Genomic DNA, 13461 nt, shown 5'->3' with positions numbered 1-13461 from the left:
GGGCATGTTCCGACCCAAACTGTTGTTCACCAGCCTCGCCGCACTCGCCTTGGGTGCTTGCTCGCCGCAAGACCCACAGGCAGTGACCTCCGCTGCGATTGCCAAGCAGGTGATCCTGCCGACCTACAGCCGCTGGGTCGAAGCCGACCGCCAATTGGCTGCCAGTGCACTGGCTTACTGTGAGGGCAAGGAAAGCCTGGACACGGCCCGCGCCGACTTCCTCAACGCGCAGAAAGCCTGGGCACAGCTGCAGCCTCTGCTGGTCGGGCCGCTGGCCGAGGGCAACCGCGCCTGGCAAGTACAGTTCTGGCCTGACAAGAAAAACCTGGTGGGGCGTCAGGTCGAACAGCTGGTCAATGGCGACAAGCCGGTCGATGCCGATGCCTTGGGCAAAGCCAGCGTGGTCGTGCGCGGCCTGTCGGCTTACGAATACATCCTGTTCGACAGCAAGCCAGACATCGCCACGGCCGAACAGAAGGCCCGGTACTGCCCACTGCTGGTTGCCATCGGCGAGCATCAGAAGAACCTGGCCGAGGAAATCCTCAAAGGTTGGAACAGCACCGACGGCATGCTTTCGCAGATGACCAAGTTCCCCAACCAGCGCTATGCCGACTCCCACGAGGCGATCGCCGACCTGCTGCGCTCCCAGGTCACAGCCCTGGACACCTTGAAGAAGAAACTGGGTGCGCCAATGGGCCGTCAGAGCAAGGGCATCGCCCAGCCCCTGCAAGCCGAAGCCTGGCGTAGCCACTCCTCGCTCACCAGCCTTGAGGAAACCCTCAAAGCGGCCCAGGCAGTGTGGGTCGGGGTCGATAATCAGGGCCTGCGCGGCCTGCTGCCCGGCGATCAGAAAGCGCTGGCGCAGAAGATCGACGACGCCTACGCTACTGCCCTCAAACTGCTGGCCGACAACCACAAGACCCTCGGCGAACTGCTGGCCGACGACGCCGGCCAGCAAACGCTCAACCAGATCTACGATGCCCTGAACGCTGTTCACCGCCTGCACGAAGGCGAGCTGGCTAAAGCGCTGAACATTCAGCTGGGCTTCAATGCCAACGACGGTGACTGACCATGCTGCGACGCCAGGCCCTCAAACTCGGTAGCGTGTTGCTCAGCGCCCTGACCCTGGGCGGCTGGACCCTGTTGCGCAACAAAGGCAGCGAACCTCTGCTGCTGTCGGCGCGTGACGATGGTGACGGCAAGCACTATGCGGTCGGCTTCCGCCTGGACGGTACCCAGGTGTTCTGCACCCAGGTTGCCCAACGTTGCCATGCCATCATCAATCACCCGCAACTGCCGATCGCCCTGTTCGTAGCCCGTCGCCCGGGCACCGAAAGTTATCTGGTGGATTTACGGGACGGGCGCTTGCTGCAAACCATCACTTCGCAAGCAAACCGGCATTTCTACGGCCATGCGGTGATCCACAAAGGTGGTGAGTGGCTGTACGCCACCGAGAACGACACCACCGACCCAGGCCGTGGCGTGCTGGGCGTGTATCGCTTCGAGGGTGAGCGCCTGGTGCACACCGGCGAAATCCCGACCCACGGCATCGGCCCCCATGAAGTGGCATGGCTGCCTGATGGCGAAACGCTGGTCGTGGCCAATGGCGGCATCCGCACAGAGGCCGAAAGCCGGGTCGAGATGAACCTCGATGCGATGCAGCCAAGCCTGGTACTGATGCAGCGCGACGGCACCCTGCTGAGCAAGGAAACCCTGGCGCAGCAGATGAACAGCATTCGCCACTTGGCGGTGGGCGACGATGGCACCATCGCCGCCTGCCAGCAATTCATGGGGGCTGCCGACGAGACCGCAGAACTGCTGGCGATCAAGCGCCCCGGCGAGCCGTTCAAGGCGTTCCCTGTGCCGGAGCGGCAACTGCAATCGATGGCCCAGTACACCGCCAGCGTTGCCATTCACAACGAACTGCGTCTGGTGGCACTGACTGCGCCGCGGGCAAATCGCCTGTTCGTCTGGGACTTGGACAGTGGTGCGGTCAAGCTCGACGCACCCATGCCTGATTGCGCCGGGGTCGGTGCGGTCGACAATGGATTCGTCGTCACTTCCGGGCAGGGCCGCTGCCGCTTCTACGATTGCCGCAAGGCCGAGCTGATAGGGCAACCGATGGAACTGCCGTCCGGGTTCTGGGACAACCATCTGCACCTGGTCTGATTCGTGCCTGGCTGCCCTGGCTGTTCGCGGCCAAGGCCGCACCTATGGGGGCCGCACAAACCCGTTGAGCGGGCAGCCCCGTAGGTGCGGTTATAGCCGCGTTGGGATCAATACAGGCAATCCCCTCCCCTTCTGCAATACTTCCATGATCCGCACGTGGGCAGGACCGCCCGTTGTCGTGCCATAACCAAAACAAACCCGCATCCAAGGAACCGGACCTATGGTACGTCGCCGCATGCTCATCATGTTGGCCGTCGTGGTGCTGATCGTGCTGGCCCTTGGGGGCTACAAAGGCTTCTCGATCTATCAGCAGATCCAGACGTTCTCTGCGCCTCGCCCGCCCATCACCGTTGCGGCGGCCGTGGCCGAAAAGCGCCAATGGCAGGAACGCCTGCCAGCAGTGGGCAGCCTCAAAGCGCTCCAGGGTGTAGAGCTGAGCCTGGAGGTGGAAGGCATCGTCAAGGCGCTGTACTTCGACTCCGGGCAGAGGGTCAAAGCCGGGCAGCCGCTGCTGCAATTGAACGATGACCAGGAAACCGCCCTGCTCGGCACCGCCCAGGCCGACCTGGGCCTGGCCAAGGTCGATTTCGGTCGCGGTAGCCAATTGGTGGGGGATGCCGCCATCTCCCGCGGCGAGTTCGATCGCTTGTCCTCTCAATATCGACGCAATCAGGCAGTGGTGGAGCAGCTCAAAGCGCAGAAAACCAAGAAGAGCATCAATGCGCCATTCAGTGGCACCATCGGCATCCGCCAGGTGGACATCGGCCAATACCTGGCTGCCGGTACGGTGATTGCCACACTGCAGGATCTTTCCAGCCTGTACGTCGACTTCAACGTACCCGAGCAGGCCCTGCCCCATTTGAGCCTCGGCCAGCAGGCCCTGGTACAGGTTGCGGCGTATCCGGGCCAGACATTCCCAGCACACCTGAGCGCGATCAACCCCAAGGTCGACGAAAACACGCGTAACTTGCTGGTGCGCGCGACCCTGGCCAACCCAGACAACACATTGCTGCCGGGCATGTTCGCCAACCTGCAGGTGCTGCTGCCCGACCCGCAGCCCCAGGTGGTGGTGCCAGAAACCGCCATCACCTACACCCTATACGGCAACTCGGTGTACGTCGTCACACCAAAAAAGGACAAAGACGGCATCGTGCAAAACGACGACAAGGGCCAACCACAGCTAAGCGCCGAGCAGCGTACGGTGCAGACCGGCGAACGCCGCGATGGCCTGGTGGTGGTCAGCAAGGGCCTGGAGGCTGGGGAGCGGGTCGTGACTGCCGGGCAACTCAAACTCACCCCTGGGGCGGCCATCCGTATTGCCCAAGACAACGCGCTCACGCCCGAGCAGCGCGCCCCTAACCACGACTGAGCAGGAGGCAGGTATGGCGTTCACCGACCCATTCATCCGCCGCCCGGTACTGGCCAGCGTGGTCAGCCTGCTGATCCTGCTGCTGGGCTTGCAGGCCTGGAACAAATTGCAGATTCGCCAGTACCCGAAACTGGAGAACGCGCTGATCACGGTAACCACTGCCTACCCCGGGGCCAACGCCGAGACCATTCAGGGCTACATTACCCAGCCGCTGCAACAGAGCCTGGCGAGTGCCGAAGGCATCGACTACATGACGTCCGTCAGCCGGCAGAACTTCTCGGTCATATCCATCTACGCGCGCATTGGCGCCGACAGCGATCGCCTGTTCACCGAACTGCTGGCCAAGGCCAACGAGGTGCGCAACCAACTGCCGCAGAACGCTGAAGACCCGGTGCTGAGCAAGGAAGCGGCCGATGCATCGGCGCTGATGTACATCAGCTTCTACAGCAAGCAAATGAGCAACCCGCAGATCACCGACTACCTGTCGCGGGTCATTCAGCCTAAGCTCGCCACTCTGCCGGGCATGGCCGAGGCAGAAATCCTCGGCAACCAGGTGTTCGCCATGCGCATCTGGCTGGACCCGGTGAAGCTTGCAGGGTTCGGCCTTTCGGCCAGCGACGTGACCGATGCCGTGCGCCGCTACAACTTTCTCTCTGCGGCAGGTGAGGTGAAAGGCCAATACGTTGTCACCAGTATCAACGCCAATACCGAGCTGAAATCGGCCGAAGCCTTTGCCGCGCTGCCACTGAAGGTGTCTGGTGACAGTCGGGTGCTGCTGGGCGATGTGGCGCGCGTAGAGATGGGCGCGGAAAACTACGATACGGTCAGCTCGTTTGATGGCACGCCATCGGTGTATATCGGCATCAAGGCCACCCCTGCGGCCAACCCGCTGGAAGTCATCAAGCAAGTGCGGCGCATCATGCCCGAGCTCGAAAGCCAGCTGCCGACCGCACTGAGGGCATCGATCGCCTATGACGCTACGCTGTTCATTCAGGCCTCCATCGACGAAGTCATCAAGACCCTCGGCGAAGCAGTGCTGATCGTCATCGTCGTGGTGTTTCTGTTTCTTGGCGCTCTGCGCTCGGTCCTGATCCCGGTGGTGACCATTCCGCTGTCGATGATAGGCGTACTGTTCTTCATGCAGATGATGGGCTACTCACTGAACCTGTTGACGCTGCTGGCGATGGTGTTGGCCATCGGCCTGGTCGTCGACGATGCCATCGTGGTGGTGGAGAACATCCACCGGCATATGGAGCAAGGCGAGTCGCCCTTCGATGCCGCCTTGCAAGGCGCACGGGAAATTGCCATGCCGGTGGTATCGATGACCATCACCCTGGCGGCGGTCTATGCCCCCATCGGCTTTTTGACCGGGCTCACAGGTGCGCTGTTCAAGGAGTTCGCCCTGACCCTGGCGGGCGCGGTGATTATCTCTGGCATTGTCGCCCTGACTTTGTCACCGATGATGTGCGCCCTGCTGCTGCGCAAAGAGCACAATCCCAGCGGGCTGGCACATCGGCTGGACCTGCTGTTCGATGGCCTCAAGCGCCGTTACCAGCGTGTGCTGCATGCGACGCTGGACAGCCGCCCGGTGGTGCTGGTGTTCGCTGTAATCATCCTGTGCCTGATTCCGGTGCTGCTCAAATTCACTCAGAACGAGCTGGCGCCCAATGAAGACCAAGGTGTGATCTTCATGATCAGCAGCTCCCCGCAGCCAGCCAACCTCGACTACCTCAACGCCTATACAGACCAGTTCACGCCATTGTTCAAAGGCTTTCCAGAGTACTATTCGTCGTTCCAGATCAACGGCTTCAACGGGGTGCAGAGCGGTATAGGTGGCTTTCTGCTCAAACCCTGGAACGAACGCGAGCGCACGCAGATGGAGTTGTTGCCGCAGGTACAGGCCAAGCTCTCAGAGATCGCTGGGTTGCAGATATTCGGTTTCAACCTGCCGTCGCTACCGGGCACCGGTGAGGGCCTGCCGTTCCAGTTCGTGATCAACACCGCCGGGGACTACACAGCCCTGTTGGAAGTCGCCCAGCGCGTCAAGCAACGTGCACAGGCCTCGGGCAAATTCGCCTTCCTGGACATTGATCTGGCGTTCGACAAACCCGAGGTGCTGGTCGACATCGACCGGGCCAAGGCGGCGCAGATGGGCGTGTCCATGGATACCCTGGGCAACACGCTGGGCACCCTGCTGGGCGAGGCGGAAATCAACCGCTTCACCCTGGAGGGCCGCAGCTACAAGGTGATTGCCCAAGTGGAGCGGCCTTACCGTGACAACCCAGGCTGGCTCGACAATTACTACGTGAAGAACCAGCAAGGGCAGTTGCTGCCCTTGTCCACGCTGATCACGGTCACTGACCGAGCCCGCCCACGCCAGCTCAATCAGTTTCAGCAACTGAACTCGGCGATCATCCAGGGTGTGCCGATCGTCAGTATTGGCGATGCGTTGCAGACAGTGCAGCAGATCGCCCAGGAAGAAGCGCCGGAGGGGTTTTCGTTCGACTATGCAGGGACCGCGCGGCAGTACGTGCAGGAAGGCAGTGCGCTGTGGGTAACCTTTGGCCTGGCACTTGCGATCATCTTTTTGGTGCTGGCGGCACAATTCGAGAGCTTCCGCGCCCCCTTGGTGATTCTGGTGACCGTACCGTTATCGATCTGTGGCGCGCTGCTACCCTTGTTCCTGGGCATCTCCAGCATGAACATCTATACCCAGGTGGGGCTGGTGACGCTCATCGGCCTGATCAGCAAGCATGGCATCCTGATCGTCGAATTCGCCAACCAATTGCGCGATGAAAAAGCACTGGATGTACGCGAGGCCATCGAACAAGCGGCTGCCATTCGCCTGCGGCCGGTGCTGATGACCACCGCAGCGATGGTCTTCGGCATGGTCCCGCTGATCCTGGCCAGTGGCGCTGGTGCAGTAAGCCGCTTCGATATCGGCACGGTGATCGCCACCGGGATGTCCATCGGCACCCTGTTCACCCTCTTCGTGCTGCCCTGCATCTACACCTTGCTGGCACACAAATCCCAAGCCACCGAGCCTGTTGTTGCCTGACCTGTTCCACGACTGCCCGCTACAAGCTTTGCAAGGTGATTAGCCACAATAAAAAAGGCCTCGCGAGTGCGAGGCCTTTGTCTGCTCGAGCGCTATCAGCCGAAAGGCCGCAGCCCCTGGCGCATGCCGAAAAGAAACAACAGCAGGTCATGGTCCGGTTGGGCCTGGCTTTGCTGTGCCTTGACCGTACGCGGCACCGCGCACTGGTCAGCCTTGCTGAAAACCACTGGCCGCGGCTGCTCCCAGGCAGCTACCGCCATCGTGGTCACCGCCAGCCCACCTGCCAGGAACAAAGCTCGAGCGATTTCTAGTTTCATTACCCTAACCCTTTGACAGCGCTGCCAAACGCCATCTGATAAAAGTAGAGCAGCCTTTGCCATTCCGTGTGGTTGAGCGACGAGTGGCGGCGCAGTTGGCGCAGGTCATTGCCTGCTGCCCGCTGACAGCTGATGCGTCGTCTGCATTTCTCCAGATCCAGCAGTGCGACTTCGACGCGAGCCTGCTCACCCTCGCCGATCACCTTGACGAAAACGTGCTTGCCGTACAGGCAGCCATGCTGCCAGTGCCCCAGGTGCATGCGAGCCAAGTTTTCGGCCAGGTCCTTGAGCATGCGCTCATGAACCACCTGCGGGTAGCGTTCACGGGCTCCTTGGGCATGCCAGGTATCCAGTTCGACGAAGCCGTCCAGGGCCTCGCTGACCAGCAGCGCCCGCCATTGGTGCTGAGCATCACGCTCGGCGCCGCAGAACACGATGCGCGGCACACGCACACCCAATTGCTCGAAACTGTTCAGGGCATCAAGCTCGCGCAACACGGTAGGCCTACCGAATGGGTGCAGCAGGCTGCGATAGATATGGCCAACTTGACGTTTGGCGTACAGCACCTTGCCATTGCCATCATCGAGCCTTTGCACACCACTTTCACCACCACGCCGCTGGTTGGGTTCCTCTACCCATTCACCCTGCTGGCGCCAGTAATAATCGAACCGTGAATCCCCGTTTTGGGTTACAGCCATCAAACACTACCCCTTACGTAATACATAGACCCGCCACATGGCATAGAACGGCAGGAAGTCGAGGTGCTCCTGGATTCTGAAGCCGGCGGCCTTGAATTCTGCTTCAACCGTTTCTGCCGGTAACACGAACCGGTTCTGATAACTGCCCTGCTCGGCCCTGGCCAGGCGCTTTTGCTCAAGCTTGCTGCGCCGCCAGGCCTTGAAGTTGCCGTCCACCCACAATGACAGGATTACACTGTCACGGCTAACCCTTTGAAACTCACGAAGAATGGTTTTGCGGTGAGCCGCCTCGCCGATGTGGTGGAACAGCCGCATGCAGAAGATGCTGTCCACGGAATTGTCCGGCAAGTCGATCGCGAATGCAGAGGTCTGCAAAGGCCGTACCCGCGCAACCACCTCTGGCGGCTGTGCGGCACAGGCTGTCTGAATCATCGCCTGGGAATTGTCGGCACCGATGATCACCCGGTTGGGCTTTTCTGCCAGCAATGGCCAGAAACGGCCCGCGCCACACGGCAGATCGAGGACCAGCCCCGGGTCTGCGGCCAACGCCAGAGCGCGGCGGGCCAACTGCTCGTCACGCAGGTGGGAGAAGCGCCGGGCTAATCCATCCTTGTGCTTGAGAAAGTATGCCCTGGCGTGCTGCTGGTCGTACTTCTCGGAAAATTCAAGTTTGATCGGACTGCGCATCGAATAGCTCCTGTTTCCAATGCGCCCACGTTAGGCAGCAAGGCGTTGGAAACAGGTCATACCGATGTGAAAATAGCGTCATGCTCCGCTAAGGATGTTTCAGCCTATTACTGCGATGGATCGGTCTTTTCCGCGCTCTGGCTCAGATCAACCTGGAAGCGGCAGCCGTGCGGTGCAGTGGAGGTCAATGTCACTCGCCAGCCTTGGTCATCGCAGATCCGCTGCACCAGCGACAGGCCAAGGCCAAGGCCTTCACCGCGCCGCTCCTCGCCACGCACGAAGGGCTTGAACATCGCCTCGCGCTGCTCCTCCGGGATACCTACACCACTGTCTTCGACACTGAAACCATTGGCCTGGAGGGTCAGACGGATGTAACCACTGTCGGTGTAATGGGCAGCATTGCGCAGCAAGTTGCCCATCACTGAATGCAGGAAGGTGGCGTTGTACAGCAATGGCCCTGCGCTGGCCTGGCCGTCGAAGTGCAGCGTCAGCCCTTTTTGCTCGATGGTGTCGCGCCACACCCCGATCAAGTCTTCGGCGACTTCACACAGCGTGGCCTGAGACGCCACGGCCCCCTGATCACGCTGGGCACGCGCGAGCATCAGGAAGGTCTTGACCAGCTCGCGCATCTCTTCGGTGGCACGGGCAATGCGGTCCACCTGATTGCGCGAGCGCGTGTCCAGATTGGGGTTTTCCATCAACAGTTCGCACGAGGTGGCCAGCACCATCAACGGCGTGCGCAGTTCATGGCTGACATCACTGGTGAACAAGCGCTCACGAGTCAACGCATCCCGCAGCCGGCCCAGGGTATCGTCGAAAGCAACCGCCAACTGGCCGACTTCATCGGCGGCGTAGTCCGGTGCCAAGGGCGGGGCCAAGCCCAGCAACTGATCGCGATGACGAACTTGCCGCGCCAAGCGGATGACGGGTGCCATCACCCGGCGCGCAAGCAGCCAGCCGAGCACCACCGCCAGTACCAGGCTCAGTACGAAGCCCACCACCACCACAGCGAACAGTACACGCTCGCGCTCTTCGAAATCACTTTGATCCTGCAGCAGCACATAGCGCCGACCATCGACGATCTCGACCATTGCATGATAGGAAAGCTGGTCGCGAAACACCTCATGAAACCCTGCGTCGAGGTGGCGCAGGTCTTTGGGCAACTCGAAATCATCGCGCCCGCCACTGAAGTAAAACAACTGGTCGGGCCTTGGCCGGTGGCTCCAATCGCTGATGCTGTCCATACGCAGCAAACGCTGCAGGTCACCGCCGAGCACCGAAGAAATGAGGCGTTCCTCGACCAGGTGCACGGTGGCGACGATCCCGAAGGCGAAGGCGCCTGCCACCAGTGCGCTCATCAGCGCAAAGGCGATGATGATGCGTTGGGCAAGGCTTTGCTTAAACTCCATCACGGCCCTCGGCGAGGCGATAGCCGACGCCATGGACGGTATGCAACAGCGGTTTGTCGAACGGTTTGTCGATCACCTGGCGCAACTGATGCACATGGCTACGCAGGCTGTCGCTGTCTGGGCAATCATCACCCCAAAGCGCTTCTTCGAGCACCTCGCGGCGCAGCACGTGCGGGCTTTTCTGCATCAGCACTGCCAACAGCTTCAAGCCGACCGGGTTGAGCTTGAGCAGGCGACTTTGGCGGGTGACTTCCAGGGTGTCGAGGTCATAGCTCAAGTCGGCAACCTGCAGGGTCCGCCGCCCACCGCCCTGGGCTCGACGCAGCACCGCTTCGATGCGTGCAGCCAGCTCGGAGAGTGCAAAAGGCTTGAGCAGGTAATCATCGGCACCGGAGCGGAAACCCTGCAGGCGATCGTCCAGCTGGTCTCGGGCGGTCAGCATGATCACCGGGGTGTCACGGCGGGCGTCCTCACGCAGGCGCTTGCACAGGGTATAACCATCGATCCCCGGTAGCATGATGTCCAGCACGATCAGGTCGTAATGCTCGGTTGCAGCCAGGTGCAGGCCCGACAGGCCGTCCTGGGCGCAGTCGACGGTGTAGCCCTTCATGCCCAGGTAATCGGCAAGGTTGGCCAGAATATCGCGGTTGTCTTCAACCAAAAGAATACGCATCGGGTTCTCCTGTGCGGCGCTTCGCTCGGGTGCGCGGCAGGCGCAGCTTAAGGCCATCGTCGGGACTGTACCAGCCCTTGGTCAAATTCAGCGAACTTGACAGTTTTTTCACTGATCCTTCACGGACAGAGCATAGCGCCCGCCTGACAATGCCCGGTCTTTTTATCCCTGGAGTCGTCATGCAACAACGCACGCGTTCGCGCCCGATCAATCTCTGGCTGTACCTTGGCGTACCAGTAGCGGTCGCCGTGGCTTTGCTCCTGCTGGAGCTGACTTCGATCGACATGGATATCGCCAACCTGTTCTTCGACCCCGCCGCCGGGCAGTTCATAGGCCGTCACAGTTACCTGCTGGAAACCGTCATGCATGACCGGGTCAAGCAGGGCGTCATACTGCTTGGGCTGATTTCGCTGGCCGCGTTCGGCTGCAGCTTCTTCTTCAAACGCCTGTTCGGCTGGCGCCGCGAGCTGGGTTGCCTGGTATTGGCGCTTGGGCTGTCGACCGCCTTCGTTACCCCGCTGAAGAAGGTGACTCAGGTGCAATGCCCTTGGAGCCTGACTCAGTTCGGTGGCACCGAAACGTACAGCAAGCTGCTGGAACACCGCCCGGCCACCGACAAGCCGGGGCTGTGCTGGCCGGGTGGGCATGCGGCCACCGGTTTTTGCCTGTTTGGCCTGTTTTTCATGCTGCGTGATCGCAAGCCAAAACTGGCGCGCGCCGCTTTCTGCCTGGCCCTGGTGGCAGGCTCCACGCTTGGCTTGGGCAGGATGCTGCAGGGCGCGCATTTCCTGTCGCACAACGTGTGGACGGCGGTTTTCTGCTGGTTGATCGGCTTGGGTTCGTATTATCTGGTGCTGTACCGCCGGAACCCGGCTCGAGTACCTGCCAGCGAACAGCGCCTGGCCTGACCCACAAGCCGCTTGGCGGCATATTCCCAACGCACGCAAAAAAGCCCCGGTTCTCTCGAACCGGGGCTTTCATGGTGCAGGGGGTAAGGCTGGCTTACATCATGCCGCCCATGCCACCCATACCGCCCATGTCAGGCATGCCAGCAGCTGGCTTGTCTTCCGGCAGGTCGGCAACCATGGCTTCGGTGGTGATCATCAGACCGCCAATCGAAGCTGCAGCTTGCAGAGCCGAACGGGTGACCTTGGCTGGGTCGAGGATACCCATCTCGATCATGTCGCCATATTCGCCGGTAGCGGCGTTGTAGCCGTAGTTGCCCGAACCTTGCTTGACCTTGTCGGCCACCACGCTTGGCTCGTCGCCGGCGTTGGCAGTGATCTGGCGCAGCGGAGCTTCAACAGCACGACGCAGCAGGGAGATACCGACGTTCTGGTCTTCGTTGTCGCCTTTGAGGTCGACAATGGCAGCCAGGGCGCGAACCAGGGCTACACCACCGCCAGGCACCACGCCTTCTTCGACGGCTGCACGAGTAGCGTGCAGGGCGTCTTCAACGCGGGCTTTCTTCTCTTTCATCTCAACTTCGGTGCCTGCACCGACTTTGATCACGGCAACACCGCCAGCCAGTTTGGCCAGACGCTCTTGCAGCTTCTCACGGTCGTAGTCCGAAGAAGTCTCTTCGATCTGGGCGCGGATCTGCTTGACGCGTGCTTCGATGTCGGCGTCAACACCAGCACCGTCGATGATGGTGGTGTTTTCCTTGGACAGGATGACGCGCTTGGCGTTACCCAGGTGCTCCAGGGTGGTGGTTTCCAGGGTCAGGCCGATTTCTTCGGAGATTACCTGGCCACCGGTCAGGACGGCGATGTCCTGCAGCATGGCCTTGCGGCGGTCGCCGAAGCCAGGCGCCTTGACGGCAGCAACCTTGACGATGCCGCGCATGTTGTTGACCACCAGAGTAGCCAGGGCTTCGCCTTCGACGTCTTCTGCAACGATCAGCAGTGGGCGGCCGGCTTTGGCAACAGCTTCCAGAACAGGCAGCAGTTCACGGATGTTGGAGATCTTCTTGTCAACCAGCAGCAGCAGCGGGCTTTCCAGCTCGGCAACCATGGTGTCTGGCTTGTTGACGAAGTATGGCGACAGGTAGCCACGGTCGAACTGCATGCCTTCTACGACGGACAGTTCGTTTTCCAGGCCCGAGCCTTCTTCAACGGTGATCACGCCTTCTTTGCCGACTTTTTCCATGGCTTCGGCGATGATTTCACCGATGGAGTTGTCGGAGTTGGCGGAGATGGTGCCTACCTGAGCGATGGCCTTGGAGTCGGCGCATGGCTTGGACAGGTTTTTCAGCTCGGCGACAACGGCAGCAGTGGCCTTGTCGATGCCGCGCTTCAGGTCCATCGGGTTCATGCCGGCAGCAACGGCTTTCAGGCCTTCGTTGACGATGGCTTGAGCCAGAACGGTAGCGGTGGTGGTGCCATCACCGGCTGCATCGTTGGCTTTGGAAGCAACTTCCTTGACCAGCTGAGCGCCCATGTTTTCGAAGGCGTCTTTGAGCTCGATTTCTTTGGCGACGGAAACGCCGTCCTTGGTGATGGTCGGAGCGCCGAAGCTCTTGGCCAGCACTACGTTACGACCTTTCGGGCCGAGGGTCGCTTTTACCGCGTCAGCCAGAACGTTGACACCAACCAGCATTTTCTTACGAGCGGAATCGCCGAATTTTACGTCTTTAGCAGCCATGATCGTTTAATCCTTGAAAATCTTTGGAGTAACGGGAAGTCGGGGGAAATCAGCCTTCGATAACGGCGAGGATTTCGTTCTCAGCCATGACCAGCAGGTCTTCGCCATCGACTTTCACGGTGTTGCTGCCCGAGTAAGGGCCGAATACCACTTTGTCACCGACCTTGACGGCCAGTGCACGTACTTCGCCGTTTTCCAGAACGCGACCGGTGCCAACAGCAACGACTTCGCCGCGGTTTGGTTTTTCAGCGGCCGAACCCGGCAGGACGATACCGCCAGCGGTTTTCGATTCTTCTTCGCTGCGACGGATGACTACGCGGTCATGCAGAGGACGAAGCTTCATTGTCGATCTCTCCCAAATTGTGGTTTTCATCGGCCGGTATCGACACCGGCGGGTTGATGCAGTCCGGCGTTGCCGGTAGGGGCCCGCCAACGGCG

Annotated in this window: 12 protein-coding genes; 5 read left to right on the top strand and 7 right to left on the bottom strand. The window is 60.7% G+C overall.

What is annotated here, in order from left to right; translation table 11 throughout:
* The first annotated feature begins 4 nt into the window (after positions 1–4).
* The 4 genes from ACK59H_RS01475 (at position 5) to ACK59H_RS01460 (ending at position 6596) form a co-directional block, all read left to right on the top strand.
* Entirely contained in the window at positions 5–1069 is a 1065-nt protein-coding gene (locus tag ACK59H_RS01475; RefSeq protein WP_060478100.1) for an imelysin family protein, read from the top strand.
* Positions 1070–1071: 2 nt separating this feature from the next.
* Positions 1072–2169: a DUF1513 domain-containing protein gene (locus ACK59H_RS01470; RefSeq protein WP_060478101.1), complete on the top strand. Its 1098-nt coding sequence runs from the start codon at positions 1072–1074 to the stop codon at positions 2167–2169.
* 220 nt (positions 2170–2389) lie between these two features.
* Positions 2390–3538: an efflux RND transporter periplasmic adaptor subunit gene (locus ACK59H_RS01465; RefSeq protein ID WP_060478102.1), complete on the top strand. Its 1149-nt coding sequence runs from the start codon at positions 2390–2392 to the stop codon at positions 3536–3538.
* 13 nt (positions 3539–3551) lie between these two features.
* Positions 3552–6596: a multidrug efflux RND transporter permease subunit gene (locus ACK59H_RS01460; protein ID WP_060478103.1), complete on the top strand. Its 3045-nt coding sequence runs from the start codon at positions 3552–3554 to the stop codon at positions 6594–6596.
* A 95-nt stretch (positions 6597–6691) separates the two neighbouring features.
* On the opposite strand, the gene ACK59H_RS01455 is transcribed toward ACK59H_RS01460, so the two are convergent.
* The 5 genes from ACK59H_RS01455 to colR form a co-directional block, all read right to left on the bottom strand.
* Entirely contained in the window at positions 6692–6913 is a 222-nt protein-coding gene (locus ACK59H_RS01455; protein ID WP_060478104.1) for a hypothetical protein, read from the bottom strand.
* Positions 6913–7611 carry a lipopolysaccharide kinase InaA family protein gene (locus ACK59H_RS01450; RefSeq protein ID WP_060478105.1) on the bottom strand — a complete coding sequence of 233 codons (699 nt, stop codon included), beginning with the start codon at positions 7609–7611 and terminating at the stop codon, positions 6913–6915. The genes ACK59H_RS01455 and ACK59H_RS01450 overlap by 1 nt, the downstream gene beginning before the upstream one ends.
* Before the next feature lie 6 nt (positions 7612–7617).
* Positions 7618–8298, bottom strand: a complete 681-nt coding sequence (locus tag ACK59H_RS01445; protein WP_060478106.1) for a class I SAM-dependent methyltransferase — start codon at positions 8296–8298, stop codon at positions 7618–7620.
* Positions 8299–8405: 107 nt separating this feature from the next.
* On the bottom strand, positions 8406–9707 hold the full coding sequence (locus ACK59H_RS01440; RefSeq protein ID WP_060478107.1) for a HAMP domain-containing sensor histidine kinase: 1302 nt from the start codon (positions 9705–9707) through the stop codon (positions 8406–8408).
* Complete coding sequence (colR, locus tag ACK59H_RS01435; RefSeq protein WP_060478108.1) at positions 9697–10380, bottom strand: two-component system response regulator ColR; 684 nt, start codon at positions 10378–10380, stop codon at positions 9697–9699. Before colR ends, ACK59H_RS01440 begins: the two co-directional genes overlap by 11 nt.
* 179 nt (positions 10381–10559) lie before the next feature.
* Here colR and ACK59H_RS01430 point away from each other — a divergent pair, with 179 nt between their 5' ends.
* The gene (locus ACK59H_RS01430; protein ID WP_060478109.1) at positions 10560–11288 is read left to right on the top strand and encodes a phosphatase PAP2 family protein; all 729 of its coding nucleotides are present in this window, start codon (positions 10560–10562) and stop codon (positions 11286–11288) included.
* A gap of 94 nt (positions 11289–11382) precedes the next feature.
* On the opposite strand, the gene groL is transcribed toward ACK59H_RS01430, so the two are convergent.
* Together groL and ACK59H_RS01420 are read right to left on the bottom strand one after the other, a co-directional pair.
* Positions 11383–13023, bottom strand: coding sequence for a chaperonin GroEL (gene groL, locus ACK59H_RS01425; protein WP_060478110.1), 1641 nt, complete (start codon positions 13021–13023; stop codon positions 11383–11385).
* Positions 13024–13072: 49 nt separating this feature from the next.
* Positions 13073–13366, bottom strand: coding sequence for a co-chaperone GroES (locus tag ACK59H_RS01420; RefSeq protein ID WP_009684394.1), 294 nt, complete (start codon positions 13364–13366; stop codon positions 13073–13075).
* Positions 13367–13461 lie beyond the last annotated feature (95 nt).

It is taken from the genome of Pseudomonas sp. KCJK9000, from assembly GCF_046230725.1.
In the GTDB taxonomy this organism is placed as follows: Bacteria; Pseudomonadota; Gammaproteobacteria; order Pseudomonadales; family Pseudomonadaceae; genus Aquipseudomonas; species Aquipseudomonas promysalinigenes.
This window is presented reverse-complemented; position numbering and strand designations above follow the sequence as displayed.

Bases quoted from the DNA above. Each gene is read 5' to 3' on its own strand.
- ACK59H_RS01465 (WP_060478102.1), top strand. From the start codon at position 2,390: ATGGTACGTCGCCGCATGCTCATCATGTTGGCCGTCGTGGTGCTGATC.
- ACK59H_RS01430 (WP_060478109.1), top strand. From the start codon at position 10,560: ATGCAACAACGCACGCGTTCGCGCCCGATCAATCTCTGGCTGTACCTT.
- ACK59H_RS01445 (WP_060478106.1), bottom strand. From the start codon at position 8,298: ATGCGCAGTCCGATCAAACTTGAATTTTCCGAGAAGTACGACCAGCAG.
- ACK59H_RS01475 (WP_060478100.1), top strand. From the start codon at position 5: ATGTTCCGACCCAAACTGTTGTTCACCAGCCTCGCCGCACTCGCCTTG.
- colR (WP_060478108.1), bottom strand. From the start codon at position 10,380: ATGCGTATTCTTTTGGTTGAAGACAACCGCGATATTCTGGCCAACCTT.
- ACK59H_RS01450 (WP_060478105.1), bottom strand. From the start codon at position 7,611: ATGGCTGTAACCCAAAACGGGGATTCACGGTTCGATTATTACTGGCGC.
- ACK59H_RS01455 (WP_060478104.1), bottom strand. From the start codon at position 6,913: ATGAAACTAGAAATCGCTCGAGCTTTGTTCCTGGCAGGTGGGCTGGCG.
- ACK59H_RS01440 (WP_060478107.1), bottom strand. From the start codon at position 9,707: ATGGAGTTTAAGCAAAGCCTTGCCCAACGCATCATCATCGCCTTTGCG.
- ACK59H_RS01470 (WP_060478101.1), top strand. From the start codon at position 1,072: ATGCTGCGACGCCAGGCCCTCAAACTCGGTAGCGTGTTGCTCAGCGCC.
- groL (WP_060478110.1), bottom strand. From the start codon at position 13,023: ATGGCTGCTAAAGACGTAAAATTCGGCGATTCCGCTCGTAAGAAAATG.
- ACK59H_RS01460 (WP_060478103.1), top strand. From the start codon at position 3,552: ATGGCGTTCACCGACCCATTCATCCGCCGCCCGGTACTGGCCAGCGTG.
- ACK59H_RS01420 (WP_009684394.1), bottom strand. From the start codon at position 13,366: ATGAAGCTTCGTCCTCTGCATGACCGCGTAGTCATCCGTCGCAGCGAA.